Genomic DNA, 26,615 nt, shown 5'->3' with positions numbered 1-26,615 from the left:
TACGTCGATACCGAAATACAGTCGGTGTCCGCTCGGCTTGGCGAACAGCACCCTGTCCTGCGCCTTTCTCACGCGCTGGGTGGTCGGGTCCATGCCGGACCCCGGATCGCGTCACGCCGAAGCGGACCAACGATGGGATCACCGATGCGCCAACGAGCCACGAGGCTGCCGTTGCCTGTATGTCCGCAGGTCAGACGGGGTACTGGGGGTTCTCTGGGCGAGAAGAGCGCGGGTGGCCTCGGTGGGAGTGGCGTCGATCTCGGCCAGGTGCCTGGCGAGGCGTTGGTAGGCGTGGTGGGCGGCCTGCGGGTGCCCGAGCTGGTGATGGACGCCCATCAGCCGCTGGCAGACCGGCTCACTGGTCGGCTCCCAGGCGGCGGCGCGTTCCAGCAGGGCAAGGGCACGCTCGGGGTCGGCGGGCAGAACATGGTCGGCCACGTGAACGGCGGCATCGACGGCCTTGTGGTGGAGGTACTCGCGCAGCTCATCCGCCCACGGGTAGTCCGCTCCCTCGCACATTCGCCCCCGGTACTCCTCCAGCGCGTCGCCCAGCGCGCGGGCCCGTTCGTCCGCGTCGGCGGTGTGGGTCGCGCGGTCCAGGGCCCTGGTGAAGGTGGCGACGTCGCTGGTGACCAGTTGGGGGTCGAGCCGGTGGCGGTCGCCGGTATGCAGGACGACGGTCGCACTGGTGGCTCCGGTGACCTGCCGCACGGTGCGGCGAACCGCGCGACGCAGGTTGACCAGATCCTTGGTGGCGCGGTCCGGATCGGGAGACAGCCGCAAAGAGTCCACCGCCACCTCGGAGCGGATTCCATCGGGATAGGCCGCGAGAATCGCGAGGAATTCTTGGGCTGCGCCTTTCATCGAGAGCGGCACTTCTTCCTCGTCAACGTGGAGAGACAGTCCACCGAAAAGCCGGATCGTGACGAGCGCGCCCCGCACGCCGGGGCCGTTATCGCGCGGTTCCTCGCGTGTGGGGATGGCCTGGACGTTGAGGGCGGGGCTGCCCAGGGGGCCGGGCTGTTCGGCGGCCGGCGGGGTAGGCGGGGTGGGTGGGCTGGGTAGGGCCGGTGGCCCGGCCGGAGGAGGGGGGACCACCGGCGCCTCGCCACCCCGCTCGCCGACGGTCTCGCCTGGGGGATCCGGTTGCGCGGCGGCGGTCAAGGAGGCAAGGAGTTCGCCGGCCGGTCCGGGGGCGAGGGTGAAGAACCCAGCACCGTCAAGCGACGTGGCGTGGGCGTGGGGCCCGGTGGTCTGCTCGACAGTGCCGTCAGCGGCCAGGACGGCGGTGGAGGCCAACAGCTGGGCGTGCAGGGCGAGGACGGCCAGCTCGCCGGGCGCCGCATGTTGGGACAGCGCCACCGCCTCGGGCGAGGCTGCGGCGTCGAGGAGGAGGACATCCATGGGGTGCGTCGGCATCCCGCCGGAGGGCGGGGCATGGTCGGGGGCGGCGTCGTGGTGGACGCGTGCGCGGTCGAGGGCGGCGACCTGGGCCAGGCGCACCGCCTCGGCGGCGTCGGCCGCCCGCGTCCAGCCGGGAAGGGCCGGATCCAGGTTCGGCAGCAACTCCTCGGCGAGCGCAGCCGGGATGATCAGACGTACGCGCGGTGGACGGGGTGCGATGCGTCGTGCGGCGGACAGGGCGGCGATGGTAAGTGCTCGGGCTGACGGGTGGGCGCCGGGCCCGGTGAGGTTCCAGCCACCTTCGGTGGCCAACGCCTCCACGGTCACCTCGGCGTCCTCGCGCTGAGCAACTGTCACTGTGCCCGGCGGCGCCGGTTCAGCGGGGGCGGGGCGGCGCAGGACGTCGGGTTCCTCGGCGTCGGCGCCGTCAGCGTGTCGGGCGGCAAGGGTCGCCCGGTTGGCGGCGCGCACCGCCGAGGACAGGCTCGGCGGTGCGGTTGCGAGGTCGGGGCTACGGCGGCGTCGGGCGCGGGCGCGCACCAACGCGACGGCGGCTGCGATGCCCGCGGCCGTGGTCACCCCGATCACCGACGCTGCCCCGACAGAGACCTGCACCGGACGCGAGGGCAAGGCGGTGTCCTGCACCGTGGACTGCGGGGCGGCTCGTTCGGCCTCCGCGTCAGAGGCGTGGCCGCCGGGGGACGCGGGCGCCTGATCGGCTCGGTCGTCAGCGGAGTGTCCCCTCTCGGACGGCGGGGCGAGGCCGCGCGCGCCAGGGTCGACCGGGCCGGAGTCGCTCCGGCGGGAGTCGCTCGGGCCGGGACGGGGGATGTCCGCGTCAGGGGTTGTGTTCTCCGGCGCCGTCTCGCGATCCGTTTGCCCGGGCCTGGACTCGGGGATCGGATGAGGCGGTGTGGGGTGGTGGGCGTCGGCAGGAAGGTGGAGGCGCCAGCCGGGGCGGAGGAGGTCGGGGTCGGTGAGGCGTTGGCCGTCGGGCTGGGTGAGGTGGCGGGAGAGGGCGTAGATCTCGGGCCAGCGAACGCCGTCCCCGAGGTGCTCGCGGGCGATGCCCCACAGGGTGTCGCCGGGCAGCACGGCGTAGGGGACGAACGCTGGCGCCGGCCGCGAGCCGGCGTCGGCGACGGAAACGGATGACGGCGCCAGAAGCGGAGGAGAGGTGGGCGCCTCCGCGACGGCGGTGGGATACGCGGCCCGCGCCTCCTGAGCGGTTGCCGGGAGGGGCCGGGCCAAGGTCAGGAGGGTCAGGAAGAGGCCGCCGACGCAGGCGGCAACGAGCAGTCGGGGCGCTGAGAGGCCGTCGAGGTGGGTGGCGTGGAGGGCTCGATCGCGCCGTAGCTGCGGCAGGCGGGTGGCGTACCAGGCCGTCTCCCGCAGCACGGTCGCGGCGAACATCGCCCAGCAGGCCCAGCCGATCAGTGCCAGGAGCTGCACGGCCAGCGGGTCTCCCATCGGCTGGGACAGCCGAACCGCCAGGTCGTGGAGGGACGTGACCTGGTCCGGCCACGGCGTTCCGGTCAGCGACCACAGCGTGAAGGGGACGCCGGCCAGCATGACCACCACGGCCACTGCACCCGCCGCCGTGACCAGCGCCTGCCGCCACACCCAGGGGACGCGTCGTGTCACCGCGCTCCTCCTCCTTCGTTCTGTGCATGCTGGGCCGTTCCGGTGCGGGCGTGGGCCGTGCCGGTGGCCGCGACGGTGATCTCGTTCAGTCCGGCGAGTTGGAGAATCTGGGTGCGCACGTGGTGGGTGACGTGCACGGTCACGGTGTCGCCGTCCACGGTGACGCGGGCGGTGTTGCCGGTGGCGGCGACGTGGGAACGGGCTGCTGATGTGGCCCGCTGGGTGTCGAGGCGGTAGGTCTGGTGCTCGCGCAGCGCGTCGATGTCGAGCTGTTGGGCGCCGGTGCGGGCGGCCTCCTGCGCGGTGTCCATCGCCCGTACCTTCGCCGCGAGCGCGAGACCGCCGTCCACGACGAGTCCAGTGAACAGCCACAGGCCCAGGAGCACCCCCACCACGAAGGCGGTGACCTGGCCACGATCGCCTTTGATGTCGATCACGGCCGGCTCCGGTAGACGTCCACGGAGGATACGGAGACGGCGTCGAGCGTGAGGGCGCCGGGCAGCCCCGTGGCCGACAGGGTCTGGAGACTCGCCTGGCAGGTCACGTGGGCGGTGACCGTGCTGCCCGGCGTGAGACCGTCGTGGTCCAAGCGCACCGTGTGCCGGGCACAGCCTGCTCCAGAGGCGTCCAACGCGGCGGCAGCGGCCTGCCGTGCGGCGGTCTCGGCTTCGCTGGGGGTGGTGGCCAGGGTCGCGGCGCGGGCGGCGTCGTGGGCGGCGTCCTCCACCCGGATCCGCGCGTCCGCCAGGCGGCCGAAGGCCACCGCGACGAGCACCAGCAGCACCAGCAGCGGGGTCACCAGCACCAACTCCATCGTCGCCGAGCCCGTGTCCCCGCTCCGGGCGCGTGGCCTGGTCATTTCACGGCCCCGCCCTGGGTGACGAAGCGCTCGACCGGGCCTGCCGCGTGCCCGGTGACGCGCAGCCCCAGGCCCGGAACGACAGGGATCACGGAGCCTTCGACCCGGGCCGTGGCGGTGGTGTCGGTGCGCGTCACCCGAACCGAAGGAGTCCGCAGGACGCCGCCCGCGGTCTCGCGCACGGTCGCCCGAGCGGCCTCTTCCCCGTCGGCCCGGGTGCCGTCCGCCGCACGGGCGGCGGCGAGTCCCTGGGAGGCGGCGGTCTGGGCGAGGTGCTGAGCGTGCCAGGCCAGCGCGAACTGGGCCGCCAGCAGCATCAACAGCAAGACGACGGGGACGGCCAGAACCAGCTGGGTACTGGCCGCGCCCCGGTCCGCCTCCGATGCTCGCGGGTCAGCGGCCGTCATACCCGGCCTCAAGATCGATGCCGTTCGCTCGGTCGACGACCTTCATGGTGAGGATCCCTGCGGCCGTGATCCCGAGGATGGCCAGCAGTGCGGTGATGACCACCGTCTCGGTGGTGTAACCGCCGTCCGAGGCGAGCTGACGGCGCAGCTCCTTCCAGCGGCGTTCCATCGCGGCCAGCACACGCACAAGCAACAGGGTGAGCATCGTGGGGTTCTCCAGGTGGGGGTTGGAGCTGGTGGGTCAGAGGCCGGCGAGGACGTGCGCGAGGGCGGGGGTGCCGATGAAGACCAGGAAGCCGAGGAACTGCACGATCACCGGGAGCGCCATCCGTTCGGTGGCGGACTGCGCGGCGGCTTCGGCGTCGGTCAGCTGACGGCGCCGCATCGCGACCGCCTTGGCCTCCAGCGAGGCGCGGATCCGCGCGCCCTCCGTTCCCGCCAGCGACACCACCGCCGCCAGCTCGGTCAGCTCGACCACGTCCATCCGGTGGCCAAGCTCGCCGAGGCGCTGCCAGGGGCTGGTGCGGGTGGCCTGTGCCGCCGCCAACGCGCGACGCAGCTGGCCGGCGGCCCAGCCCTGGGGCGCGGTGGTGGCGTCGTGGAGTGCCTGCTGGGTCCCGGCTCCGCCCGCCAGGGCGATCACCGCGAGGTCCAGTACGACCGCGAGGGTGTGCCGCAGCTCCTCCCTCCGCTGCCGCGCCAGTTGCCGCACTTCCCCATCGGGGAGGAAGAACAGCGCCGCGGCGAGGACCAGGCTCGCGGAGCTGGGAATCCACCAGCCGGGCGTGCCGCCCGTGGCCAGGGTCACCAGGCCGGAGGCGGCCCACGGGAGCAGTAGGCCGACCGCCGCGCAGGCGGCCTTGGCCGCCAGGAAGGCGTCCACCGACCGTTCGGCGACGGCGAGGTCGGCGCGCAGCGAGGTGGTCGGCAGGCCCACCGCGCGCAGGGCGGGCGTCAGCGGGCTGCCCAGCCGGGCCAGCGTGCTGGGCCGTTCGTCCTGGGAATGGGTGACGGCGGTGCTCTGAGGTGCGGTGGGCTGGCCGAGCGCGGTCAGCACCGCGACGAGGGAACGGCGCGGGGGACGCAGTCCGTAGGTGAGGGCGACCAGGCCGCTGCCGAACGCGGCCCCGAGGAGAATGACCATCACCGTGCTCCCGCCCCCTCCCGAACGGCGCCCGGTGGGTCGAGGGCGAGGAGCCGGGGTGGGGCAGGGATACGGGCCATCGAGCCCAGCCACGCGAAGGACGCGGCGAAGAGCCCGCCCGCCGCCGCCAGCGCCAGCTGTCCGGCCGCGCTGTCGAAGGGCTGGAGGTAGGGGCGGTTGAACACCACCAGCGCAGCCGCGAGGGCGAGGGTGGTGGCGCAGCACACCCGCACCGAGGTCCGCGTGCTGGCCCGGGACGCGGCGATCCTCTGCCGCATCGCCACCTGCTCCCGCACCGCGCCCGCCAACGAGCCCAGCAGCGGGCCGAGGCGAGCGGCCTGCCGGCGCGACGCCATCACCAGCACCGTCACCACCGTGTCGGCCGCCGGATCGTCCACGTCCCGGCCGAAGCCCTCCAAGGCCGACGGCAACGGCTCGCCGGCCTTCAACCGTCCGGCGAGGGTCCGCACCTCGTCGCGCAGCGGAGGAGGTGTGAGGGGGGCCGTGGCGAGGATGGCCTGTTCGAGTCCGGCGGCGGCGGAGAGGGTGTCGCGCAGCATCTCCGTCCATGTCGCCACGGCCTCCATCCGCGCCAGTCCTGCCGCCGCCTGCCGGTCCGGGCCCAGCAGCTCCGGGAGCGTGAGCACGCCGACCGCCGCGAGGAATCCGCCCACCGGCCAGCCGGTCAGCATCCCGACGACAACACCCGACACCCCGGCAGTCGCCAGCCGGGGCCCGCGCCAGCTCTTCGGCAGACGGTGCACGAACCCGAACCCGAACCCGCGCCTCTGCTGGTTCGGTGGCCGGGTCGGGCGGGCCCGGGTTCCGGCAGCCAGCAGCAGCACGCCGACGGCGGTGGCCGCGCCGAGCACGCAGCCAAGCGGCACCGCCACCGCCCCCACCAGCTGGGTGATGCCGCTCATGACGCACCCCACCACTGGGCCTGGAACGTCTCGACGTCCAGTCCATGGGCCGCCAGCTCCTGCACCACCGCCGACTCCAGCGGCGTCCCCGGGACCGCGCGCCCGCCCGGGCCGGGGCGGTAGATCTCGTTGGACAGCACCTGGCTCCCGTCGGTGCCCACCACCTGGCGCACCGAGTCGACGACGCGCCTGCGCTCGGCGTCCCAGTCGAGGTGGACGACGAAGTGCACGGCGCTGCCGACGAGGAGGTTGGTGGCCTCCATGGTGAGCCGTTCGGGGGCCTGGGCGGCGTAGGCGGCGAGCTTGGCGAACACTCCGGCCGAGGTCGAGGCGTGGATGGTGGAGAGCGAGCCGTCGTTGCCCTGGGACATGGCGTTGCACATCAGCACCACCTCGGCGCCGCGGATCTCTCCGACGATCACGCGCGAGGCGCCCATCCCCATCCGTAGGGCGCCCACTTGACCAGCTCGGCTTGGTCCACGGCGCCCTGGCCCTCGATGTTGGCCTCCCTCGCCTGCATCGACACGACGTCCGGGTGCGCCTGCGGGTCGGCGTCGAGATTCAGTTCGAGGGTGTCCTCGATGGTGATGAGCCGGTCGGTCGGGGGGATCTCGCTGGCCAGGGCGCGCAGCAGGGTGGTCTTGCCGACGTTGGTTCCGCCGGCGACGACGATGTTCTTCCGCGCCCGTACCAGGGCTGCGAGGAAGCCCGCGAGGACGGGGTCGCACACGCCCAGGCGCACGAGTTCGTCGAGGGTGACGCGGGTGTAGCGGTGTTTGCGGATCGACAGGCACACCCGCTCGGTGACCGCCATCACCGCGAAGAGCCGGGATCCGTCCGGCAGCTGGAGGTTCAGGCTGGGGGATCCCCGGTCGAACCGCCGTTCCTCCAGACCCGAGCGGGCGCCCAGCAGCCGCACCAGCTCGATGAGGTCCTCATCCGACGAGGCAACGGCCGGGCCCCGCCGTTTCGACCCGTTGGCGTAGGTCACCCACACCTGGTCACAGCCGTTGACCGCGATGTTCTCGACCTCCGGGTCGGCGAGCAGCCGCTCCAGCGCGCCCGCGCCGAGCAACGTGTCCAACACGGTCTGCACGGCGTGCTCCTCGACCGCCCGATCCGGTGTCGGACGCCCGGACGCCAACTCCGCGCGCGCGAACTCTTCCAGTTCCTCGGCGGCCAGCTGCTGGATCGTCTCCCGCCGGCAAGCGGTGTCCTCGGCCGGGAGCCCCGCGGCCGCCCGCGCCTGGGCGTACCGCGCCAGGCGTTCCGCCACGCGCGGGCTGATCACGGCGGCGACGTTCGTGCTCGTGCGTGGCATCTGCACCGGCACGACCGCCGGACCTGCGAGCTGCCGAAGATCCTGGCCTGTGTCCCTGTCCGTCACGCCGACGCCACCTCCGTCGCCAGCACGCTCGCATGCTCGTTGGCGGCGGACGCCGCGCTGCTGGCTGGCTCCGCCTCGTTCGCCGCGCGGGCCGGAGCATCCGGCGCCTGCCTGGGCGATGGCGCTGCGTGGAGGAGGTGGCCGGCCAGCCGCTCGGCCGCTGCCAGCAGAGGCGAACGCCGCCACCCCGAGGCGCGCAGCCGCTTGGCGGAGGTGCCGCACAAGACCGCCGCCGAGGCAGGTGTCCACGGCACCCTAACCACCTGGTGTGCCCCGGACACAGCCGCGATCTCGGCAGGGCCGTAGGCGCAGGGCCCGACGACCGCGACCACGACGCGGCGGGTCAGGGCGGCCAGCTCTCGGTGGGGGAACAGGTGCGCCAGGGCATCGACCCCACCCCGGGTGACCAGCACCAGTCCGTCCGCCACCCCGGCCAGTCCCTGGTCGAGCGTCTCGACGCGGCCGACGTCCACGAGCACCGTGCCGACGTCGTCCGGGCCTCCACGCAACACCCGACCGGCATCCGCCCCAAGCAGCCGCACCGCCTCGCGGCACTGTCCCGCCCCGGCGGGTGCGAGCACTGCCCGCACCCCGAACGGCAGTTCCTGGGCGGCGCCCAGCACCGACCCGGGTCGGGGACGCCGAGCAGCAGCGGCGACGTCCAGGAGCCCTGGCACGTGCGCCAATCCCAGCCGTGCCGCCAGATCGCCCCCCGCCGTGTCCGCCTCGACGACCACCGGGCGCACCCCACCGTCAGCGTCGGCAGGCCAGGAGGCCGCCAGAGCCATCACCGTCGTGGTGACGCCGGGCGAACCCTTGACCGACGCGACCGCGAACACCCGCCTCACCGCGACCCTCCCCCGTCCTGGGAGAGCACCACGACGCGCGGGTGTCGCACTCCGGCCGCCCGTTGCGCGGCTGCCGACTCCACCATCACGGTCACGACCACCGGACCACCGCCACCCACGGCGGCCTCGTCCTCGGCGACCCCGGTGACGGTGCCGACCACGGGCGTGACCCCGTCGTCGTCCTTGACTACCGGCGCCGCTTCCGTGGCGGCGTCGAAGACGGCGAGCCGTTGGCCGCGTTCCAGTGGTGGAGCGTCACCGGCCTCGACCGAGAAGGCCACCTCCGAATGTCCCTGAGGAGGAAACTCCGCCGCGTCGCTGACCTGCCCTGGGGCCAGCAGCGATCCGCCCGCCAGCGGCACGGCGGAGACCTGGCCCACCACCGACCCCACTTGGTCGGCGGGCACCACACCCGCGTCGGCGGCGACCTGCACCTCCCGCAGATCTCCTGCCGCGATCTCGTGTCCTGCGGGCAGGTCACGCGCCACCGCCAACACCGCCTCCCGCTCCCCCAGCGACGAGGCGACCACCGCGAACGCCACAGCCGATGTCACGACCAGCGACGCGCCACCCCACACCCACCCCGGCCTCCGCCGCGCCACCCCCACAACTCCCGTGGGCTGACCCGGCGGCCTCGGCGGGCGGGACTCGGCGGTCCGCGCAGGCGGCGGCACAGAAGACACAGACGTACCCAACACTCCACTCCGAACAGGTGACAGAAGACGAGCAGACGACGACGGCCCGAGGGTTCGGCGGAAGCGCGGACCAACGAGCCAGGCGATCTATTGGTTGACCACCAGGGCCTGTATCTCGTCCACCACAACCTCGACCTCGTCCACCGTCACCAGTCCTGGCACCCGCCCCGAGGAACCCCCGCCCTCCCAGACCACGTCCCACTCCAACGCGGCCGACACCCGGAACCGCCCTCCTGACTCGGCGAGCGACGAGCGTGTGTAGGTGTAGCCGCAGTCCGGCGACGGACTCGCCGCACCGAACGCCGACGACCACGGGGTGCCCGGGCCCTCACACACCACCCGCCCGCCATCCCCCATCAGCCAGACCACCCGCACCGGCCGGGCCGTCGCTGTCACCGTCAGCCCTGGCACGTGAGCCGACTCCACCACGGGCTGCCACATCCCCGAGTCCACCCACAACCACGACGGCACCCCGACCACCTGGAAGGCGTCCTCCGCCGGGCTCATCCGAATCTCGGGCGCCGGCAGCCTCAACTTCTCGACGGCGACCAGACCCACCTCGTGAACGGGCGGCACCGCCCCGCCCTTTACGACGGACGGCGCGGCATCCCCGCAGGAGATGTCCTTGATGCCGGACTCCGCCAGCCGCACACGGCAGTCATCCGTCCGGTAGACGGTGCCTTTCTCCAGCACGCCCGAGAACACCGCCGCGGCGACCAAATCAACGGCTCGACCGGCTGCCGACCGATCGACCACAGGGTCCATCGCCGTCGACTCCGGCTTGACGAGCCCTCGGCTGTCGTGGGGTGTCTCCACCTCGGTCACCCCGGCAGTGACCTCGCACTCCTCCTCCGAACACTCCGTTCCACCCCAGACGTCGGCTGACGCTTCCTCCACAAGCCCCAGCGGCGTCCACAGGAGGGACGTCGTCAGGGCGGTGAGGACGCTGGTGCGTCTCGGTGTCAGCATGTGGCCGCCGCGTGCAGGAGCAGGTCCGTGACCATCCAGTCGCCGGCTTGACGCTCCACCGTCGCCTCCACCACACGGTGTGACCCGGGCACGTTGTCCACCGGCTCGCCGTTCTCCTCGTACATCAGCCAGTCGGTCTGGTCCATGCAGTCACGCAGTTCGCGACGGTCAGCCGCCGACTCGACGACGGCGACGTCGTGCTTCGGTCCACCCCGTGCGACGTGGCCGTCCCTCGCGTCTTGCTCCATGATCGACTTCAGCAGGTCGAGCGCCTCGCCCGTGGCGTGGTCGTCCAGTTGGGGGTGATCAGCGTCCGAGGTGTGGGAGGCCACGGCGGTGTCCTCCCACATGGCCAGATACGTCTCCACCGCCGGATCCGGGGATGACGAGGAGGTCGAGGCGTCCTCAGGTGACTCGCCACCCTGTTCGTCCCTGGGCGGTTCACCTGACGGGGTCCCGCCGCACCCAGCCGTCACCGCCACGGCCACCGCCATCGCGAACGCCACCCACATCGCCTTGCATGCCGACACCCCACCCACCCCACTCAGAGTCATTACTGGGGGTGCTCGATTATGCACTACGTGCGATGCTCTACGGAAATCCGCATTCCCCCATCAGTGGACCGTCGCAATAGGCCCGGCGCCCTGCGGTGCTAACCGGTCGGCCACCAACAGGAGAGAGAACAAGAGATGGGCGTCGGATGGTCTGATCACCACCCGACGCCTGACACGATGACATCTCTGTGCACCGTGAAGACCGTCTGCCTATTCGACCGCGATGGCACACCACGCGATCTTCACACGTCCATGGGTTCGCATCCCCCAAACACCGCAGGAGAGTTCGTGCACCATGAGCAGACCGCGCCCTCGCTCCTCGACATCGTCAAGGGAGCAGACCTCCGGTTCGGGTACCCCTTCGATCGGAGACAGTTGGGGGATGGCGGGATCATGGTCCACGACCTGGCAGATGAGCACTCGCGCCTGTCGCCGGACGTGTAGCTCGTATGGCCCGCGCGCGTGCTCGACGGCGTTTGCCATAAGTTCGGCGGCGGCGGACACCGCGTCTCTTGTCGCCTGGGCCGTCAGGCCGTAGCGCTCGGCCGCCCTACGCAGTGCAGCGCGCGCCTGGAACAGGGCGTCGGGAGCGTGATCGGTCCAGCGGTAGAGGGGAACGGCATCTCCGAGGGCAGAGGAAAGACTCATCGGGCCGCCCCGCACGCGTCATCCCGTTCGGTACCGAGCCGGCGGCTCCGCGCTCTCGGGGGCGGTTCGAGAGGTCCAGTGGCTGACGGGAACAGCGCCATCGCATACCTCCTTGCGGTCAAAATTTCGACGCGACCAGCACACTGGCCCGTACCCGAAGAGCGGAACCCTGATATCGGAAGTATTTGAAGTTGGCCCAACTCAGTTGCATTGTGACCATTCTGAACGACAGCTCTGGAAATCACTTCCAGCAAGACCAGATGGCTCGCCATTTTCCACACGAAGATGATGAATGAAGCAAAGGTGGATCTCGACGCTGTCAGTGACAGGAAGACCCCAGCGCACCTCTGACCGTTGGAACGGACACCTGGACGGCGTTCCTGGGCCATGCAGGTGTGACCCGCTATGACTCCGAGTGCTGTCAGGGTGCTCGGGGTCATCATGTGGCGGGCAGCCGCAGGAGCGGATTGCTGCTGGGCCTCGACGCTGGGGCATGGCAATGGACCTGTCGGAGTTGCCCAGCGCGCTCACAATGCGGATGTCGGCGGCATTCACGGTGCCGACGCGGCGTGACGCCGACACCCCGGCGACGGAGTTCGCCCCATTCAGCGGGTCGCGCAGCAACTCGCTCCTGTCCGCGTCCCGGGCGTTGGACAACAACACCCGTACCAGCGTCGTGAGGACAGGACCTGGGAGGCCGGCACCAGCCGCTCGGCCCACTGCGCTCCTTGACACAACAGCGGACTGCGACAAGTAGGAATATGCCGATTCCTGGGACGATTTAGGCGTGCTGGGTGGACAATTGCAGCACAGCCTCGGTGGGAGACCTGTGGGGGTGCATGGGTGGTGTGGGACGCACGACGAGTGCAGACGGCGGTGGTCGGACACCGGGACTCCGAAGTGCCCGTGGTGCTTCCGCCGCAGACAGCCGCGGCCGAGGCCTTCCGCCGGTCACACCGGGAGAACACCTTCTGGTGCGGGACTCTTCTGGGCGGCTGCGGAGGGAAGCTGACGACGAGGGTCCCGGCAGGGCGGGTCGCGCACTTCGCGCACTACCCCCAGCCCGACGGACAGTCTCCGGACTGCCGACGCCGGGCGATCAACGCGGCCAGCGCCGACCACCTCTATATCAAGGCCGGCCTCACCGACTGGCTCACCGTCCAGAGCCGGCCCGCCACCACCGCTTTCCCTGTCACCGAGCAGGCTCCGGTCGGGTCCGTGGTCGAGATACGCCTCACTTCCGGCACCTTGATCCGCATCCACCTCGACGACCGCGTCCCCCCAGCATGGACACCCGACGTCATCACGATCCTCAGCGCAGACGTCCCTGTCCCACCCACCCTGATCAAGGGCTGCCGCTACATCCACCGCATCCGCTGCGACACCGACGGCACCGCCCGCCGCGTGCGACTGGGCACCGAGCTGCCCTGGCGGGGAACCCGCTGGTTCGACCTCTCCTCCTGTCATCTCACCTCCCAGGAAGATCTCGTCACCCCCGCCACCGTCCAAGAGGACGAACGCCTCCGCGCCACAGCTTCCCCGCCAGCCCGCGCGCCCCGCGCTCCGGCACCGCCCGTCCGGGTGCGGTCCGTCGCCGATCCCCGTGCCGCCGCCATTGACCCTCAGCGCAACAAGGCAGCCCGCAAGGCCGCCGCCGAGCTCGACGCCGCACGCGCTGCCAGGGACGTCGACCGCCTGCGCGCCCTGCTCGACGCCGCCCAGCGGACCTCCACCGCTTGTGACAGCGAGCCGTTGGCGAATCTGCTGCGCGCAATGGATGAGGCCCGCTGCTGGCTGGCCTCCAAGGAACAGAACTTCGCCGCCAGCCGCAGCAGGCGCGCCGCCCACGATCGCCGCAAGGCCGCCGAGCGCGCCGCCGCCTTCCGTCGTCTACGCGCCGCCATCGCGGGCCACGATCGTTTCGAGCTCGCCGCCGCGCATCACGCCGCGATCCGAGCGGCTACCTCTTCCCTCACCACAGCCGAACACACCGCCATCCAGACATCCGCCGCCCGCCTCCGCGCCAGCTCGTCCACCCCCCAGAGAACCCCTCCCGCCGCGTCCTCCCCGTTACGACGACCGACGCCACGCACGAATCAGGCGAAGAACAACACACCACCACAGAAGCCTTCACCCCGCCGCATGGTCGACCGGCCACCGCCTCCTCCACCCGTCCCCGGGCAACAGCCGCTCGCACCCGACTTCGTCGCCCCAGATAACCCGCCGCACCGCGATGGCCGCGCTGCGCCTCCCACGCCCACCCCCGTTCCCCCACCTACAGCGACTGCCCTTGCCCAGGCCCTCCGCGACACCCAAGCCCGCGGCGACCTGACGGCCCTCGCCGCCCTGTGCGACCAAGCCGCCGCCTACCACGGCCCGGACCGCAGAAAGCTGCACGCGGCCTTGGCCGCGGCCCGCACCCGCCTACAGCACCCCGACAAGCAAGCCGCCGCAGCCCAGGTACACGAGGCTTTGGCCGAGCTCTCCCTCCACGGCCACAGGCTCACCCCCACCGACCTCGCTGCCACCCTCGCACACCTGGAACAACACGCGGCCAGCGCCGGCAGCCTGCTGCCCGCCTACGACCGCGCCGCCCTCAACGCCTGGCGCACCCATCTGATCCGCGAGACCGCAGCGAGGCCCGCCCCCACCGCCGACGCTGACACGAGCTGACGTCCTGGCGACAGTACGTGTACCTCCGTTGCCGCTGCACCCGGAGTGATGCACGCGGAACCCGTCGTGCTGGCCGTCGATGAGTATCCAGTGGGTCCGCCAGGACGTGTGGTCACTCGCTCCGGTGTCAGGAAGTGCGGTGGCGCGGCGGCGCTGTCCGTCCTCGGCGGAATCCCCGCTCCCGGGCCGTCGTCGGCTCCGAAGCGGGGGTCACCCCCTCGCACTCGCAAGGGGCTGGAGGTCAGGTCCCGGCGTCCTCCTCGGCGCTGGCCAGGATCGCCCGAGCGAGCTCGACGAACTTCGCCGGGCGTGTGTCGCCGTCCAGGAACGGCACGACGACGCCGAGGAACCGCACGTGGAACGCGGGCGCCTCGTGCCAGGCGTTGAACAGCAGCATCCGGACCTCCCACTCCGACTCGGGCGTGGTCCGCACGTGTTCCCGGCACGGCCCGCACAGCGGGTAGGCGCCCAGCCGGTCCTCCAACGTCATCTCGTGGGTTCCGGCGGCGGGTTCGTGCAGGGGGTTGAACAGGCACAGCGCGCGGTCCTCGGGCACGGGCCGGCCGTGCTCCAGCGCGTCGCGGGCCGTCCGGCACAACACGGCCGCCACGACCGCGTCGACCGCCCCCCTGGCGAACAACACCTCCCACTCCGGATCCGTACGGCGACCGGGCGCCCGCTCGGCTGAACCCGCGTGGAGCCGACGCGCCAGCTCCAGGTACTCCCCCGCACGCTGCCGCCCCGGCGCCTGCGTCCCCGCGTGCTCCAGTGCCTCGCCCAGAGCGGTGAGTTCGTGCTCGGCCCGGCGCCGCGCCTGCCGCGGGTCCATCCGCACGAGCTGGCCGTAGGGGGTGGCGCGCCGGACGGCCATGACCGCCGCCCGCACAGCCATCAACGCGACCACGACCCCGCCCGCGAGGACCAGTCCGGCGGCCGCGCCCTGCACGACCGCCAGAAGGAACCTCCCGCCCAGCACCAGCTCCCCCTCGGCCAGCGCCAGATACCCACCCCACACGGCCGCCACCACGAGAGCCACGACCAGCGCCGCGACGCCACTCCGGCGACGCCACGCCCTGGCCCGTTCCTCAAACCCCGGCCGGTAGGTGGTACGGAACCCGCGCTGCCAGTGCGGGAGATACCAGCCGACCAGCCCCACCAGGACCGCCGCCAGGCCCACGCACACGCCCGCTACCGCCTGTAACGTCTCCAGATCCTGCCCGTCCACGTCCCCACCCCTTCAAGGTCACGGATGGCCCGATCGTGGCACCCCACAACCCCGCACCACCAGACCGCCCTGCAACGCCCCGGATGCCTCGGTGGGGTGAGGTGCTGCTGCTTCCGGGCCGAACGGCGCCGCTGCCTCGGCGGCACGCACGGCGAGCGACGGCCACCCAGCTCTGAGGGTGCATCAGGCGGAACGTTCGCTTCTCATGACGCCCGTTCCGGGCCCTCCATCTGGGGTGCTGGTTCCCCAAGCGGCACCGGCGCCGCCCCGGCCCTCGCCTGCGCCCTGAGGGGTCACCTGCTGGCACGGCTTCCTCGATCGATCGGGCGGAGTGCGGTGAGGTGGCGCCACTGGTGCGCGATGCCGGTGTGGAGCGGCGTGGTCGGAGTCCAGTCGAGGAGGTCGCGGGCTCGTGTGACGTCGGCGTGGGTGGTGGGGGTGTCGCCGGGGTGTGGGTGTGTGGAGGTGGCCGGGAGGTGGTGGCCCGTCAGCTGGCTGACGGTGTCGAGCACGTCCCTGATCGTTGTGGGGGTGCCGCTGCCGACGTTGATGATCGTGTTGGTGGCTGGGGCGTCGGCGGCGGCCAGGGTGGCGCGGACGACGTCGTCGACATAGGTGAAGTCGCGTCGCTGGGAGCCGTCGCCGTAGACCTGGAGAGGGCTGCCGGTGAGGACGGCGGCCAGCGCGCGCTGGATGAGCATGTCGGGGCGTTGGCCGGGGCCGTAGACGGTGAAGTAGCGCAGGGCGACGACCGAGGTGGGGTAACGAGGACGCGTGGAGTGGGCGAGGCAGAGGTGTTCGGCGGCGAGTTTGGTGACGGCGTAGGGGGAGGCGGGCCTGGGTGGGTTGCTCTCGCTGCTGGGGGTGCCGTCGGTGTGGCCGTAGACGCTGGAGGAGGAGGCGAGGACGAGGCGGGGGACGCCTGTGTGTGCGGCGGCGGTCATGAGGCGATGGGTGGTGTGCAGGTTCGCGGCGAGGTAGGCCTGGAAGTCGGGGCCCCAGGAGGGGCGTACGCCGGGGATGGCGGCGAGGTGGAAGATCACGTCGGCGTCGAGGAGGAGTGGTTCGAGGGGGCAGACGTTCAGGTCGGCCGCGACGGGGACCAGGTTGGGGGCGGGAGGCATCGGGGGCATGGGGTGCCGGTCAACGGCGATGACGCGGGTGCCGCTCGCGAGGAGGGCACGCGTGAGGTGGGTGCCGATGAATCCCGCGGCTCCGGTGACGACGGCACGGCGAGGCGCGGTGGTGGGCATGGGTTCAGCTCCGAACGGTGTGCCAGGGCCAGCGGTAGCCGCCGCGGCCCAGGTAGGGGGCGGTGAGGATGCCATGGAGTTCGGCGTAGGCCGCGAGGTCGCGGCGTGTGACGCCGAGGGTGGGGTGGTGGGTCGAGGCCGTGTGGTTGTAGGCGCTGTGTGCCTGGGTGATCAGGCCGGTGGGGAGAGTGCCGTGTGTCATGGCGAGGGTGACGACGAGCTTGGCGAGGTCGTAGCCGAAGGGGGCCAGCGTCAGGTCGTCGACGTCGATGGTCACGGGGTCGCCGGACGGGGTGATGAGGGTGTTGCGGGGGTTGCTGTCCTTGTAGAAGGCGGCGGGGAGGCGGGTCACCTGGGAGATCCGCTGCCTCAGCCGGCGGGCCTCGGAGGGGTGTGCGTGTCCGTCGCGGACGCGCCGTGCGAGCGCCTCCAGTCGGGAGGTGGGGAAGTCGGGCAGGTCATGACCGTCCGGCGTCTGGTGCGGCGATGCGAGCACGGCGGTATGGAGGGTGCGGGCCCAGGCGGTGCCGTGGGCGTCGCCGAGGTGCGCGGCGAGGGAGGGCAGGTCGTCGGGCTCGGCGTGTCTGCCGACGACGTGTTCGAAGGTGAGGAGGGTCGGCTCGGTGTGGAGGATGGGCGGAAGGCGCAGGGGGCTGGCGTGGGCGGTCAGCCAGGCGTGGTTGCGTTCGGCGGTGGCCCGCGCCTCCGGGGAGCCGTAGTGCTTGGTGAAGCCGGCGGCGTTCATCGGATGCCGCCGACGAGGTAGGTGACCACCGAGGTGGCGGTCACGGGCTGGTTCGGGAGGCTGGCGGCGATGTCCCGACCGGGCGTGATGTGGTACTTGGGGGTGGTGGCCAGGTAGGCGGCGAGGTGGTTCGCGTCGTGGAAACGGAAGCGGTGCTCCTCGTGTTCGAGGTGGCGGACCTCAAGGGCGGCGGCTGCCACCTCGGAGAGGTTTCCGCTGTGCGCGGCGGCGTACAGGCTGGGGCGCGCGGTGGCGTGGGGATCGAGCCCGGTGGAGGCCACGACCTCGTCGAGTTCGCGGTAGCTGTTTGCTGACTTGGTGACGAGGATCGCGAGCCCGCCGGGTGCGAGGCAGCGGGCGATCTCGTGGATGACCCGTTCCGGGTGGGGTGAGTGGTACAGGCAGAACGCGGCCACGACCAGTGAGCAGGTGCCGGACCGTATCGGGAGCGCGTGGAAGTCGGCTCGGACCCAGGCCGCGTCGGTGGTGGTGCGCCGGGCTTCGGCGAGGAGGGCGTGGGAGGCGTCGATGCCGACCACCTGGGCTGCGCGGTGGTGGCGCGCGAGGGCGTGGGTCGTGGTTCCACGGCCACAGCCGAGGTCCGCGATGGTTCCTTCCGGCATCCGTTCGCTGTGGATGGTCGCGAGGCCGACGATGACGTCGGCGACGGCGCGGCCCTCGATCTTGGCGCGATGGAGCGCTCCGGTACGGCTGCCGAGACGTTCGGCGGACCCGTAGAGGGTGCGCTGGGCGTCGGGCGCCAGGAAGGGGTTGGTGGTCACCGGGACCACCTCGTCTGGGTCAGGGGTGCGCGGCGAGGGCGGTCAGCCAGCGGCGTGCCTGGCGGCGGCTGGTGAGGGTGACGAGGGTGGCGTGGTCCGGAGTGAGGTCGTGGATCTTGCGCAGTACACGGGGGCGCATCGTGCGGCGGTAGGACAGGACGTAGCGGATGACGCCCCAGTGGATGCGGTTGTAGATGCCGGTGGCCTGGTGCTGGCCGCTGCCGTGTCGGAGCTGTCGGAAGAGGATGCCCCGCAGGCAGGTGCGGGTGGGCAGGTCGAGGAGGACGACGGTGTCGCAGGCTTCCAGCCGCACGTGGAGGGTGGAGTTGTAGTTGCCGTCGATGACCCAGCTCGGCGCCGCGACGAGGTCGCGCTGCGCGGCCTCGAACTTCTCCATGGGCAGGGAGTTCCACTCGTCGTCGAAGTAGACGGCGTCCAGGTGCGTGACGGGAGCGTCGAGCAGGCGCCCCAGTTCGCGCGCCACGTACGACTTGCCGCTGCCTCCGCAGCCGATGACGGTGACCTTCTTCATGGTGCCGCAGCCTAGTGAGGGAACGGGTGATCATTCCGGGATTCCTGCGCTGTCGAGGGTGATGAGGTGGAGAAGGGCGTCGAGGGCTTCGACGTTCGTGCTGAGGCGGAAGGGCTCCAGTCGCCTCAGGCACTCGGCGAGGAGTTGGATGTGTGTCTCGGTGCCGGCCAGAGCAGCGAGCCACCGCAGCTTCTGGTCCGCCTCCGCCGCGCTGCCGACGACGAGCGAGGACGGCACGAAGCGTTCGGCGTGGCGCACCTCCGCCGGGCAGAGGGGAACGCAACCGGCGAGCACCGCCTCGAAGATCCGCTGTGTCATCTGTCCGGCCTCGGCGTACCGCTGCGGCAGAAGCAGCAGGGTCGCCAGCGCGGCGCCGTAGAGTTCCATGGCTCGGGGGAAGCCGAGGCGGCCCAGGAACGACACGTGGGGCCAGCGGACGGTGGTGGTCCACTTGCCGGCGACAGCGTGCCGGTGGCGGACGGCGACCGGGGCGAAGTAGCGGTCGAAGGCGTCGTCGCGGTCGTACTGGTTGCCGACGTAGACGAGGGTCAGCGGACGGGGCCTGGCGGCGAGGGAGAGTGGGTCGGCGTGGTCGAGACGGGCGTCGTCGGCGGGGAAGAGAAGCCGGGCGGCCCCCGGGGTCGGGGTAAGGGCCGCTTCGCACACCGCGACGTTCGGGTGCCGGCGCCAGGCGTCGCCGGCGGGAAGCCGTCGGTCCTTGTCCCAGATGACCGTGGGGAGCCGGCGCCGGACGGTGTAGTGCTCCAGCAACGCGGTCTGCCGATGCAGGTCGCAGGTGTGGCCGGGGCTGCCGCACGGGGTGGTGTTCCGTCCGGGGATGGCCCAGCGCCACTCCAGGAGGAGCGCGTCGATCTCGGGAAAACCCGGGTCGAAGGTGTAGTCGAGCCGGTCGCCGGCTTCCGCCTGGTCGCGGTCGGCCTGGAGGAAGAGGAGCTGGTGGCCGCGCCCGCGCAGGGCGTCGACGAGAGGGCGGCGGTGGCTGCGCCCGCCGTCTGGCGTGTCCACGATGCCGGGGCCGAGGAATCCCCAGAAGCTGTAGCCGATCCTCATCGGGTGACCCACCAGCCCTCAAGGAACAGGGCGTCGAGGCCGGAGGAGGCGAGGCAGTCCAGCGCCATCTCCGGCGTCCCGCAGATCGGCTTCCCCTTGGTGTTGAGGGATGTGTTGATCAGGATCGGGACGCCCGTGCGCTGGCCGAACTCGTGGAGGACGGCGTGTAGCAGGGGGTTGTGGTCGGCGGTGACGGTCTGAACCCTGGCGGTTCCGTTGGCGTGGACGATCGCCGGGACCAGCCGGCGCCCCTGGTCGGTGACGCCGGACGCGATGGACATGAACGGCGATTCCTGGGTGAGAGCGAAGTACTCGGACGCGCGGTCAGCGGGAACCACCGGCGCGAAGGGCCGAAACGGCTCCCGGAACTTGACCCTGCCGTTGAGGCGGTCCACGACGCCGTCACTCAGGGGCGACGCCAGGATGGAGCGGTTCCCCAACGCACGCGGCCCGGCCTCGACCCGCCCGTGGAAGACGCCGACGACGTGTCCACGGGTCAGGTGGTCGGCAAGGTACGGGGCCGGGTCCGTCTCCAGGCGGCGGGCCCGGAGCTCCGGCCAGCGCGCCAGGTCGAGCTGCGAGAGGTTCCAGCGCGGACCGAGGTAACAGGCTCCCGCCACGCCACTCAACGGCTCTGCTCCGGCAGCCAGGTGGACGGCTGTCGCGGCACCGATCGCGGTTCCCGCGTCTCCTGGAGCCGGAGGAACGAAGACCTGGTCGAACACTCCCGCGTCCAGGAGTCGGCCAACGGCGACGCAGTTGGCCGCCACGCCGCCGCCGAGGCACAGCCGCCTGCATCCCGTGAGGCGGCGCGCCACGCGCCCGAGGTGGAGCACGACCTGCTCGGTGCGTTCCTGAAGCGCGGCAGCCAGGTCCCGGTGGATCTGCTCCACCGGGGCGTCCGGCTGGCGGGACGGACAGCTGGCAGCAACGAACGCGGGTGTCAGCCGCGTGGCGCCTGACTGGAGTGTGCGAGGTGGGAGCAGTCCCGGATGAACGGCGAAGCCGTCGCGCGTCACGCGAATCGCCCGACGGAGAAGGCCCCGGAACCTCGACGGGTCGCCGAGGGCGGCGAGCGCCATGACCGTGCCTTCCTCGTCACCACGTCGCCAGCCCAGGTGTTGGGTGACCGCGCCGTAGACGTAACCGAGGGACGCCGGGTCATGGATCGCCCTCAGCTGGCGCAGGGACGGACGGCCACGGTCGTCGACACGTCCGTGAGCGATCGTCGTGGTCTGGGTCTCGCCCAGGCTGTCGACGATCAGCACCGCCGCCTCGGGGTATCCGGACGCGGCGAAGGCATACGTCTGGTGGGATCGATGGTGGACGACCGGCCGGAAGGCGGCGTCGGGGAAGCGGGCCGCGAGCCGCCGTCCTCGGCGCCGGGTCCTAGCGGCGACGGTGGCGAAGCCGTGCGAGCGTGGCAGGGCTCGGCCCCGGGTGTCGGCGGAGAGGAGGAGCCCGGCCGTGCCTGGCAGAGCGCGCAGGTAGTGGGGGGCGGAGAAGTTGTACGCGACGGTCTCGATCCCGTCCGGGCCGAGGCCGGCCTCCGTCAGCAGCCAGTCCACGGCCCGGCCCGGGTAGGCGCGGGTGTGTTTCACACCGGACAGGCGTTCCTCCTCGACGAATCCGGCGAGGCGCCCGTCGATCAGGAGTGCCGCGGCCGAGTCGTGGGTGTGGGCGCAGAGGCCGAGGACCACGCTCATCGATGTCCTCCCGTGCGTTCGGCACGCGCCGCACGACGGGCCCGCAGGTGGGTGTACCAGTCGAGGAGGGCGGCGCGGAGAGGGTCGGCGATGGCGCCGGCCAGCAGCTCCGCCTGGTCGGCATCTCCGGCCTTCCAGCAGCGGTAGCTCCGCATGGTGGCGGCCATCGTCGCCCAGCCCGGGTGTTCCGGAGCCCGGCCGTCACGAACCTGCGAGAGCAGCTCGTCGAAGCTGCGCCAGTCGGTGGTGAGCGGTGGCATCTCGGCGACCGGGAAGGCAGCGCCGGAGTGAACGGGCGTCAGCTCGGATGCCGCCGCGAGGTCGGACTCGTAGAGGTGGAGTGAGTCCACGTGGTGCCCGTACACACCCAGCTCGGCGCCGAGCCAGCCGGCCAACAGCTCGTGCAGGACCGTGGCGAAGAAGACGTCGTACGGGAAGCCGAGCCACACGTCCTGGCTGCGCATCGTGGTCGCCATGTGGAGCTGGCCGCCGCGCAGGTGGAAACGGAAACCCAGCGTGCAGGGCACGTCCCGGTGCCCGGCGGCGTCCCGGGACGGGTCGTAGAGCTGGATGACGGCGCGGCGCGACTGCGGATCCCGCCTGAGCGTCGCGAGGACCTGGGCGAGCTGGTCCAGCTCGCCGCCCCAGCGGCGCATCCGCGGACCGTAGGCGCCGCGGAGAACGCCGTCGTCGGCGTACCGGCGCAGCGTGCCGTTGTAGTCGAAGATCCACGGCGCGTCGGAACCCAGCAGGTGCCAGACCGCCTCGGCCACGGCGAAGGCCGGGTTGAGGATCCGGGTGGGTGGGAGATGGAGGAGGCGGGCCCGCGGCCGGGTGAGGGTGAGGTGCACGTCGAGCAACTCACGCGTCGGCAGACCTCGCGGGCTCGTTCGCTGACCCATGTCGGCGGCGGTGCGCGCCGCCTGGGTGAAGAGAGCGGCGACGCTGTCGCCCTGGAACGTGATCATGGTTGGGGAGGTGTCCTTGTCTGGAGTGGGGGAACGGTCGCCGGCGCCCCGTCCGCGAGCGCCCTGCTGACGAGATCGGCCACGGCCGCCGCGCTGCGGCCGTCCCATCGACAGATCGCCGCCTTGGCGGGGGCCGGGACCCGCACGGTGGCTGGGAACCTGTCGACGCGGGCGAGGGCGATGGTGATCTCCGCCGCGGACGTGCACCGCCTAGCCGCGCCGTGCTCGGCCAGGCGCAGGGTGTGCGCCCCAGGGAACGCCAGTTCCAGGACCGGGACGTCCAGGAGCAGCGCCTCGATCCCGCAGGTGGAGGAGGCTGTGAGCAGGGCGTCGGCTCCGGCGAGGCAGCCGCGGGCGCCCACTTCTGGGTCGGCGACGGCCACGGCGACGCAGTCGAGGCCGCGCCTGAGGTCGGCGGGGAAGGCCGAGGAGGGTTGGGCGGGATGGGGTGCGACCACCAATCCCCAGCGGCGGCCGGTGTGACGCACTCCGTCGAGGACCGCTCGCAGCTGAGCGAGGTGGCGCTGCTCGCTCAGTGGCTGACACGCCCACACCGCGATCCGGTGGGGCGCGGCACCGGCCTGGTGGGAGAGGAGCTGTTCCAGGTAGGCGCGGTGGCGGGGGCGATCGGTCGCGGAGAGGCCGTCGAAGCGCGGTTGCCCCGTGACGTGGAGGTGGGCGTCGGGCCGGCGTCTCCATGGCTGACACGTCTGGACGTCGCGCCAACCCATCACCGCGATGTGGCGGCAGTGCTGCGCGCGCCAGGCAATCTCCTCCTCCACCCACGCGCCGTGCTGGACGTACACCGTGTCCGCACCCGCGCGCTCGGCGGCCCGCACCGCGAGGTGGCCCAGAGGGCTGGTGTCGTTGCAGCACACCAGCACTCCGGGGCCGATCCGGGCGAGAGCCTGGTCGAGCCAGGCCTCGGCCTGGACGGCGGCTGACCAGGACGGTTGGGTGCTGTCGGTCGTCACGACCGCCGTCTGGGCCGCGAGTCGCGCGAGCCGGGGAATCCAGAGACGGTGGTGCCCGACCGCCACACGTCGGCCGGGCCGGGCCGGCCGAAGTGCCCTGTCCGGCAGGCCGCCTCCCTGCCCCAGCAGCCAGGCCGGCGGGCGGACCACGGCGATGGCGGAACGCTCGACAGCCGGGAAGCGCTGTGCTGAGTCGGTGGACAGGTCGAGGACAACGCTCCCGACGCCACGGTTCGCCGCCGCGGACAGGACCGGGAGCAGCGTGTGGACGTGCCGGGACGACCAGGAGACAGCGCACACCGGAGCGCTGGCCGTCCCAGACGGCCACGGCCTCGGAGGAAGGTGTCCCCCCGGTGGCCCGCAGCGAACGACGTCGTCGTCGCGCAACCCGAGAAGGTACGCCAGGCCCGCCTGGGAGATGTCGTAACTGACATAGCCGGACGCGGCGCTGCGGCGTGTGACGACGAAGTCCCGATGGTCCTGTCCGGACGCCCGGCTGAGCTGAGAGGGCTGGGTGGCCAGCAGCCGTAGGACGATGCGGCGCAGCAGGCGGCGAATCGGGACCTGGTGGACGTGCAACCAGCTGACCCCACCCGGGGTGACGGCTACGGCCCCGTGCTCCCCCTCCAGCGCGAGCATCAGCGCGTCGACGTGGGCGTCGGGAGCCGCGCTCCGGGCACGGACCACGAAATCCTCCAAGGGATCGGCGTCGCGGAATGGTGGTGGGGTCCATCCCCGGCACGGCTGGCTGTGAGCAACGGGCCGGGGACGACCCAGCACCACGGTGGCTGAGGCACCACGGACGTCGGTACGCCGTTCTCCCGCCGTCTGCCCGCCGTTACCGACGCGGGAAGGCGGCGGACGAACGGCGTGTGTGAGGCGTGGCGCCGCCGCCCCACCCCGCCGAGGCTTGGGGAACGGCCACGTGGACTGACAGGCGGTCCAGAGAGAACCGAAAGGGGCTGAGATGTCCCGGCCTCATGCGTACGACTTCACGGGTGGCCTGATCCACCACCGCTGGGTGAAGCTCCAGCACGTCAGACATCCCGAGGCACTCGCCCGCGAGCAGGTACGGCAGACGCTTCGCGGCCACACCGCCCCGGCCGTGATCGACGACGCCGTGACCATCGTGAGTGAGCTGGTGGGCAACGCCGTCACGCACACCAGCAGTGGACCGCTGGGCATGTTCGTCGACCTCTACGAGGACGCAGCGGTGATATGGGTCCACGACGGCGACGAGAATCCCGACGCTGTCCGGGCTCGCGCCCCACATCTCGACGTCGACGAGGAGATCCCGGAGCACGGCCGCGGCCTGAACCTCGTGGATCTCCTGGCGACGATGTGGTTCGTCTGGCCGGCCAAGGACGGGAAGGCCGTGGCCGCGGCGATCGACCTGAAGCCGGACGGCGTCAGTCGACTCGGTGAGCTCCGGATCCCCGGGCGAGAGGCAGGCTGTGGAGAACCTGCCAGTGGTACTGCCTGCCCTGGCGCGACAGTTCCACCAGCTGTACCCCGCTGACTCCCACGTCGAGCGGAGCCAACGAACGCAGCGACGCGACCGCCTCGATGACGGGCGCGGCCGAGCGAGGCGCGTTGTGGTAGGCGATGCTCAGATGCGGTCGGAAGGCGGCTGTGGGCTTCGATGCGGAGCAGCCCGCCTTCCGGCCGGCCTCGGCGAGCGTGGCGTGGAGGCGTACGAGCGGTTCCCAGGGCGCGACGGAGAACCGCACCGCGCCGCGTGATCCCGTCATGGGAATCACCCGCAGGTCGAAGGCCGACGGCAGGATCGATCCGGCCGCGCTCACGACGTCATCCAGCTGTCGCGACGTCACGTCCTTGGGGCTTCCGACGCGCCGGACGGTGACGTGAAGGCCCTGGTCAGCGGGCACGTCGTCGAGTCCGAGGCTGGCGATCTCCTTCTGGCAACGCCGAGCGAGGGCGCTCAGCTCCAGCGCGTGGGGGAAGGTCAGCATCCAGTAGTAGGCCCGGGCACCATCCGGCCACTGGGGGCGAGCCCAGTGGTTGGTCACCGCCTCCAGCGCGCGGAACGCCTCCCAGTCGTTCTCGGCGATCGCCCGAGCGTCCCGGAGATCCGCGGGAGGCCTGGCGGGAAACGCTTCCGCGTCCGGTCTGAGCAGGGACACCAGACCTCCATTCCTGCCTCGGCACCTGGCTAGGACACGGCCTGGACGGCCGGCCTGGCACTCCACGACCGCAGGCGCTCGTCATACTCCCGCACGGCCGGGTCACCTCGCCATCGTTGGGCCCCCTCGCGCAGCTCGTGTGAGCGCTGCCACACCGATCGGATGGGCGCGCCGGCGCACAGCTCCAACGCCTGCACGCCCAGGTTCAGCGCGCGCTCCAGGGCCGGTGAGGGCTGGTCGAGCAGCGCCGTCGCGACGTCGAGCCGCACCAGCGCTCGACTCCACGAGGAGTCGGAGGTTTCGACCAGGTCGTCGATCTCGTCCGCGTACCGGAGGACGCGTTCGACGTTGCCCAGGGCGACGTGAACTGTGACCGCGTTGGCCAGCGTCCTGGCGTGTCCGTAGACCCCGAAGGAGATGCACGGGGTGATGCCGGCGGGCACGTCGTGGCGCGAGGCCACCTCCAGGGCCTGGCCGATCGCCCGCTCGGCGTCCCGTCGCTCTCCGAGCTTGCCCAGGGCGCGAGCGCGGCCGTTGACCAGCAGCCGAATCGTCTGTGCGGCCTGGGGAGACCTTTCGACGGCTGCGAGCGCGCACGCGTCGGCGTCCCGGTAACGCCCGTCGTAGTACAGACACAGCGACCGCGTGCCCGTCGCCCACAACTCGGTCTCGAGATCCCCGATCGCCCGGCTCAGCTCCTCCGCCTCCGTGCAGTACGCCTGAGCGAGGAGAAAGTCACCGGTGTTGACCGCCATGTATCCCAGCAGCCCTGACGCCCGTGCCGCGAGGCGGAAGAGCTCATGACGGGCACGTGGCGGCTGCCGGCCGTCGAGCAGCACGTGCAGTAACCGACGCAGCGAACGTGTCTCCTCCCGCAGGCCCTGCGGACCGTCGCGCTCGTACCGGTCCACCACACTCTCCAGCGACGCGTCGAGGAATCCGAACAGAGCTTCGTCAGCATTGCCCGAGGTCAACTGCCGTGCCCTCGCCACGATCTGGAACGGGCTGTCGTCGCGGGTGGCCGACGCGGACGACAGCGATGCGTCCGCCTCGGGCATCC

25 protein-coding genes and 1 pseudogene are annotated in these 26,615 nt (G+C 71.8%); 2 read left to right on the top strand and 24 right to left on the bottom strand.

What is annotated here, in order from left to right; translation table 11 throughout:
* Window positions 1-138 precede the first annotated feature (138 nt).
* The 13 genes and pseudogenes from ACTWP5_RS29440 to ACTWP5_RS29380 all read right to left on the bottom strand — a co-directional run bounded on the left by ACTWP5_RS29440 (window position 139) and on the right by ACTWP5_RS29380 (window position 11,482).
* The gene (locus ACTWP5_RS29440; protein WP_443224210.1) at window positions 139-3,048 is read right to left on the bottom strand and encodes a BTAD domain-containing putative transcriptional regulator; all 2,910 of its coding nucleotides are present in this window, start codon (window positions 3,046-3,048) and stop codon (window positions 139-141) included.
* The gene (locus ACTWP5_RS29435) at window positions 3,045-3,485 is read right to left on the bottom strand and encodes a pilus assembly protein TadG-related protein (protein WP_443224209.1); all 441 of its coding nucleotides are present in this window, start codon (window positions 3,483-3,485) and stop codon (window positions 3,045-3,047) included. Before ACTWP5_RS29435 ends, ACTWP5_RS29440 begins: the two co-directional genes overlap by 4 nt.
* Window positions 3,482-3,907, bottom strand: a complete 426-nt coding sequence (locus ACTWP5_RS29430; protein ID WP_443224208.1) for a TadE/TadG family type IV pilus assembly protein — start codon at window positions 3,905-3,907, stop codon at window positions 3,482-3,484. The genes ACTWP5_RS29435 and ACTWP5_RS29430 overlap by 4 nt, the downstream gene beginning before the upstream one ends.
* On the bottom strand, window positions 3,904-4,314 hold the full coding sequence (locus tag ACTWP5_RS29425) for a TadE/TadG family type IV pilus assembly protein (RefSeq protein WP_443224207.1): 411 nt from the start codon (window positions 4,312-4,314) through the stop codon (window positions 3,904-3,906). The genes ACTWP5_RS29430 and ACTWP5_RS29425 overlap by 4 nt, the downstream gene beginning before the upstream one ends.
* On the bottom strand, window positions 4,301-4,519 hold the full coding sequence (locus ACTWP5_RS29420) for a hypothetical protein (protein WP_443224206.1): 219 nt from the start codon (window positions 4,517-4,519) through the stop codon (window positions 4,301-4,303). The genes ACTWP5_RS29425 and ACTWP5_RS29420 overlap by 14 nt, the downstream gene beginning before the upstream one ends.
* Window positions 4,520-4,555: 36 nt before the next feature.
* Window positions 4,556-5,458 (bottom strand): type II secretion system F family protein, encoded by a 903-nt coding sequence (locus tag ACTWP5_RS29415; RefSeq protein ID WP_443224205.1) that lies wholly within the window; start codon window positions 5,456-5,458, stop codon window positions 4,556-4,558.
* Window positions 5,458-6,381 carry a type II secretion system F family protein gene (locus ACTWP5_RS29410; RefSeq protein ID WP_443224204.1) on the bottom strand — a complete coding sequence of 308 codons (924 nt, stop codon included), beginning with the start codon at window positions 6,379-6,381 and terminating at the stop codon, window positions 5,458-5,460. The genes ACTWP5_RS29415 and ACTWP5_RS29410 overlap by 1 nt, the downstream gene beginning before the upstream one ends.
* Window positions 6,378-7,702, bottom strand: a pseudogene (locus ACTWP5_RS29405) (CpaF family protein). The gene ACTWP5_RS29410 and the pseudogene ACTWP5_RS29405 overlap by 4 nt, the downstream one beginning before the upstream one ends.
* 62 nt (window positions 7,703-7,764) lie before the next feature.
* Window positions 7,765-8,607 carry a hypothetical protein gene (locus ACTWP5_RS29400; RefSeq protein WP_443224203.1) on the bottom strand — a complete coding sequence of 281 codons (843 nt, stop codon included), beginning with the start codon at window positions 8,605-8,607 and terminating at the stop codon, window positions 7,765-7,767.
* A 5-nt stretch (window positions 8,608-8,612) separates the two neighbouring features.
* Window positions 8,613-9,170 carry an SAF domain-containing protein gene (locus tag ACTWP5_RS29395; protein WP_443224202.1) on the bottom strand — a complete coding sequence of 186 codons (558 nt, stop codon included), beginning with the start codon at window positions 9,168-9,170 and terminating at the stop codon, window positions 8,613-8,615.
* Between the two features lie 228 nt (window positions 9,171-9,398).
* Window positions 9,399-10,280, bottom strand: coding sequence for a hypothetical protein (locus ACTWP5_RS29390; RefSeq protein ID WP_443224201.1), 882 nt, complete (start codon window positions 10,278-10,280; stop codon window positions 9,399-9,401).
* On the bottom strand, window positions 10,274-10,648 hold the full coding sequence (locus ACTWP5_RS29385) for a hypothetical protein (RefSeq protein ID WP_443224200.1): 375 nt from the start codon (window positions 10,646-10,648) through the stop codon (window positions 10,274-10,276). The genes ACTWP5_RS29390 and ACTWP5_RS29385 overlap by 7 nt, the downstream gene beginning before the upstream one ends.
* Before the next feature lie 396 nt (window positions 10,649-11,044).
* A complete protein-coding gene (locus ACTWP5_RS29380; RefSeq protein WP_443224199.1) occupies window positions 11,045-11,482 on the bottom strand; it encodes an ATP-binding protein in 438 nt (145 codons plus the stop codon).
* A gap of 900 nt (window positions 11,483-12,382) precedes the next feature.
* Here ACTWP5_RS29380 and ACTWP5_RS29375 point away from each other — a divergent pair.
* The gene (locus ACTWP5_RS29375) at window positions 12,383-14,155 is read left to right on the top strand and encodes a hypothetical protein (protein ID WP_443224198.1); all 1,773 of its coding nucleotides are present in this window, start codon (window positions 12,383-12,385) and stop codon (window positions 14,153-14,155) included.
* A gap of 241 nt (window positions 14,156-14,396) precedes the next feature.
* On the opposite strand, the gene ACTWP5_RS29370 is transcribed toward ACTWP5_RS29375, so the two are convergent.
* The 9 genes from ACTWP5_RS29370 to ACTWP5_RS29330 form a co-directional block, all read right to left on the bottom strand.
* Window positions 14,397-15,380 carry a hypothetical protein gene (locus tag ACTWP5_RS29370; RefSeq protein WP_443224197.1) on the bottom strand — a complete coding sequence of 328 codons (984 nt, stop codon included), beginning with the start codon at window positions 15,378-15,380 and terminating at the stop codon, window positions 14,397-14,399.
* 293 nt (window positions 15,381-15,673) lie between these two features.
* Window positions 15,674-16,633, bottom strand: a complete 960-nt coding sequence (locus tag ACTWP5_RS29365) for an NAD-dependent epimerase/dehydratase family protein (protein ID WP_443224196.1) — start codon at window positions 16,631-16,633, stop codon at window positions 15,674-15,676.
* Window positions 16,634-16,637: 4 nt separating this feature from the next.
* On the bottom strand, window positions 16,638-17,378 hold the full coding sequence (locus tag ACTWP5_RS29360; protein WP_443224195.1) for a phosphotransferase: 741 nt from the start codon (window positions 17,376-17,378) through the stop codon (window positions 16,638-16,640).
* Complete coding sequence (locus tag ACTWP5_RS29355; RefSeq protein WP_443224194.1) at window positions 17,375-18,160, bottom strand: class I SAM-dependent methyltransferase; 786 nt, start codon at window positions 18,158-18,160, stop codon at window positions 17,375-17,377. Before ACTWP5_RS29355 ends, ACTWP5_RS29360 begins: the two co-directional genes overlap by 4 nt.
* Window positions 18,161-18,179: 19 nt before the next feature.
* Window positions 18,180-18,692: a topology modulation protein gene (locus ACTWP5_RS29350; RefSeq protein WP_443224193.1), complete on the bottom strand. Its 513-nt coding sequence runs from the start codon at window positions 18,690-18,692 to the stop codon at window positions 18,180-18,182.
* A 30-nt stretch (window positions 18,693-18,722) separates the two neighbouring features.
* Window positions 18,723-19,763 (bottom strand): glycosyltransferase family protein, encoded by a 1,041-nt coding sequence (locus ACTWP5_RS29345; RefSeq protein WP_443224192.1) that lies wholly within the window; start codon window positions 19,761-19,763, stop codon window positions 18,723-18,725.
* Window positions 19,760-21,469: a carbamoyltransferase family protein gene (locus tag ACTWP5_RS29340; protein WP_443224191.1), complete on the bottom strand. Its 1,710-nt coding sequence runs from the start codon at window positions 21,467-21,469 to the stop codon at window positions 19,760-19,762. Before ACTWP5_RS29340 ends, ACTWP5_RS29345 begins: the two co-directional genes overlap by 4 nt.
* Complete coding sequence (locus ACTWP5_RS29335; RefSeq protein WP_443224190.1) at window positions 21,466-22,437, bottom strand: thymidylate synthase; 972 nt, start codon at window positions 22,435-22,437, stop codon at window positions 21,466-21,468. The genes ACTWP5_RS29340 and ACTWP5_RS29335 overlap by 4 nt, the downstream gene beginning before the upstream one ends.
* A complete protein-coding gene (locus ACTWP5_RS29330; protein ID WP_443224189.1) occupies window positions 22,434-24,098 on the bottom strand; it encodes a hypothetical protein in 1,665 nt (554 codons plus the stop codon). Before ACTWP5_RS29330 ends, ACTWP5_RS29335 begins: the two co-directional genes overlap by 4 nt.
* A 334-nt stretch (window positions 24,099-24,432) precedes the next feature.
* On the opposite strand from ACTWP5_RS29330, the gene ACTWP5_RS29325 reads away from it, so the two are divergent.
* Window positions 24,433-24,930, top strand: coding sequence for an ATP-binding protein (locus ACTWP5_RS29325; RefSeq protein WP_443224188.1), 498 nt, complete (start codon window positions 24,433-24,435; stop codon window positions 24,928-24,930).
* On the opposite strand, the gene ACTWP5_RS29320 is transcribed toward ACTWP5_RS29325, so the two are convergent.
* Window positions 24,821-25,555 carry a 2'-5' RNA ligase family protein gene (locus ACTWP5_RS29320; protein ID WP_443224187.1) on the bottom strand — a complete coding sequence of 245 codons (735 nt, stop codon included), beginning with the start codon at window positions 25,553-25,555 and terminating at the stop codon, window positions 24,821-24,823. The two genes, ACTWP5_RS29325 and ACTWP5_RS29320, sit on opposite strands and share 110 nt — an antisense overlap.
* 29 nt (window positions 25,556-25,584) lie before the next feature.
* Window positions 25,585-26,615, bottom strand: a 1,031-nt coding sequence (locus tag ACTWP5_RS29315) for a hypothetical protein (protein WP_443224186.1), incomplete at its 5' end; no start/stop codon positions are given.

This window comes from Streptomyces sp. 4N509B (assembly GCF_052245655.1).
Lineage (GTDB): Bacteria > Actinomycetota > Actinomycetes > Streptomycetales > Streptomycetaceae > Streptomyces.
This window is presented reverse-complemented; position numbering and strand designations above follow the sequence as displayed.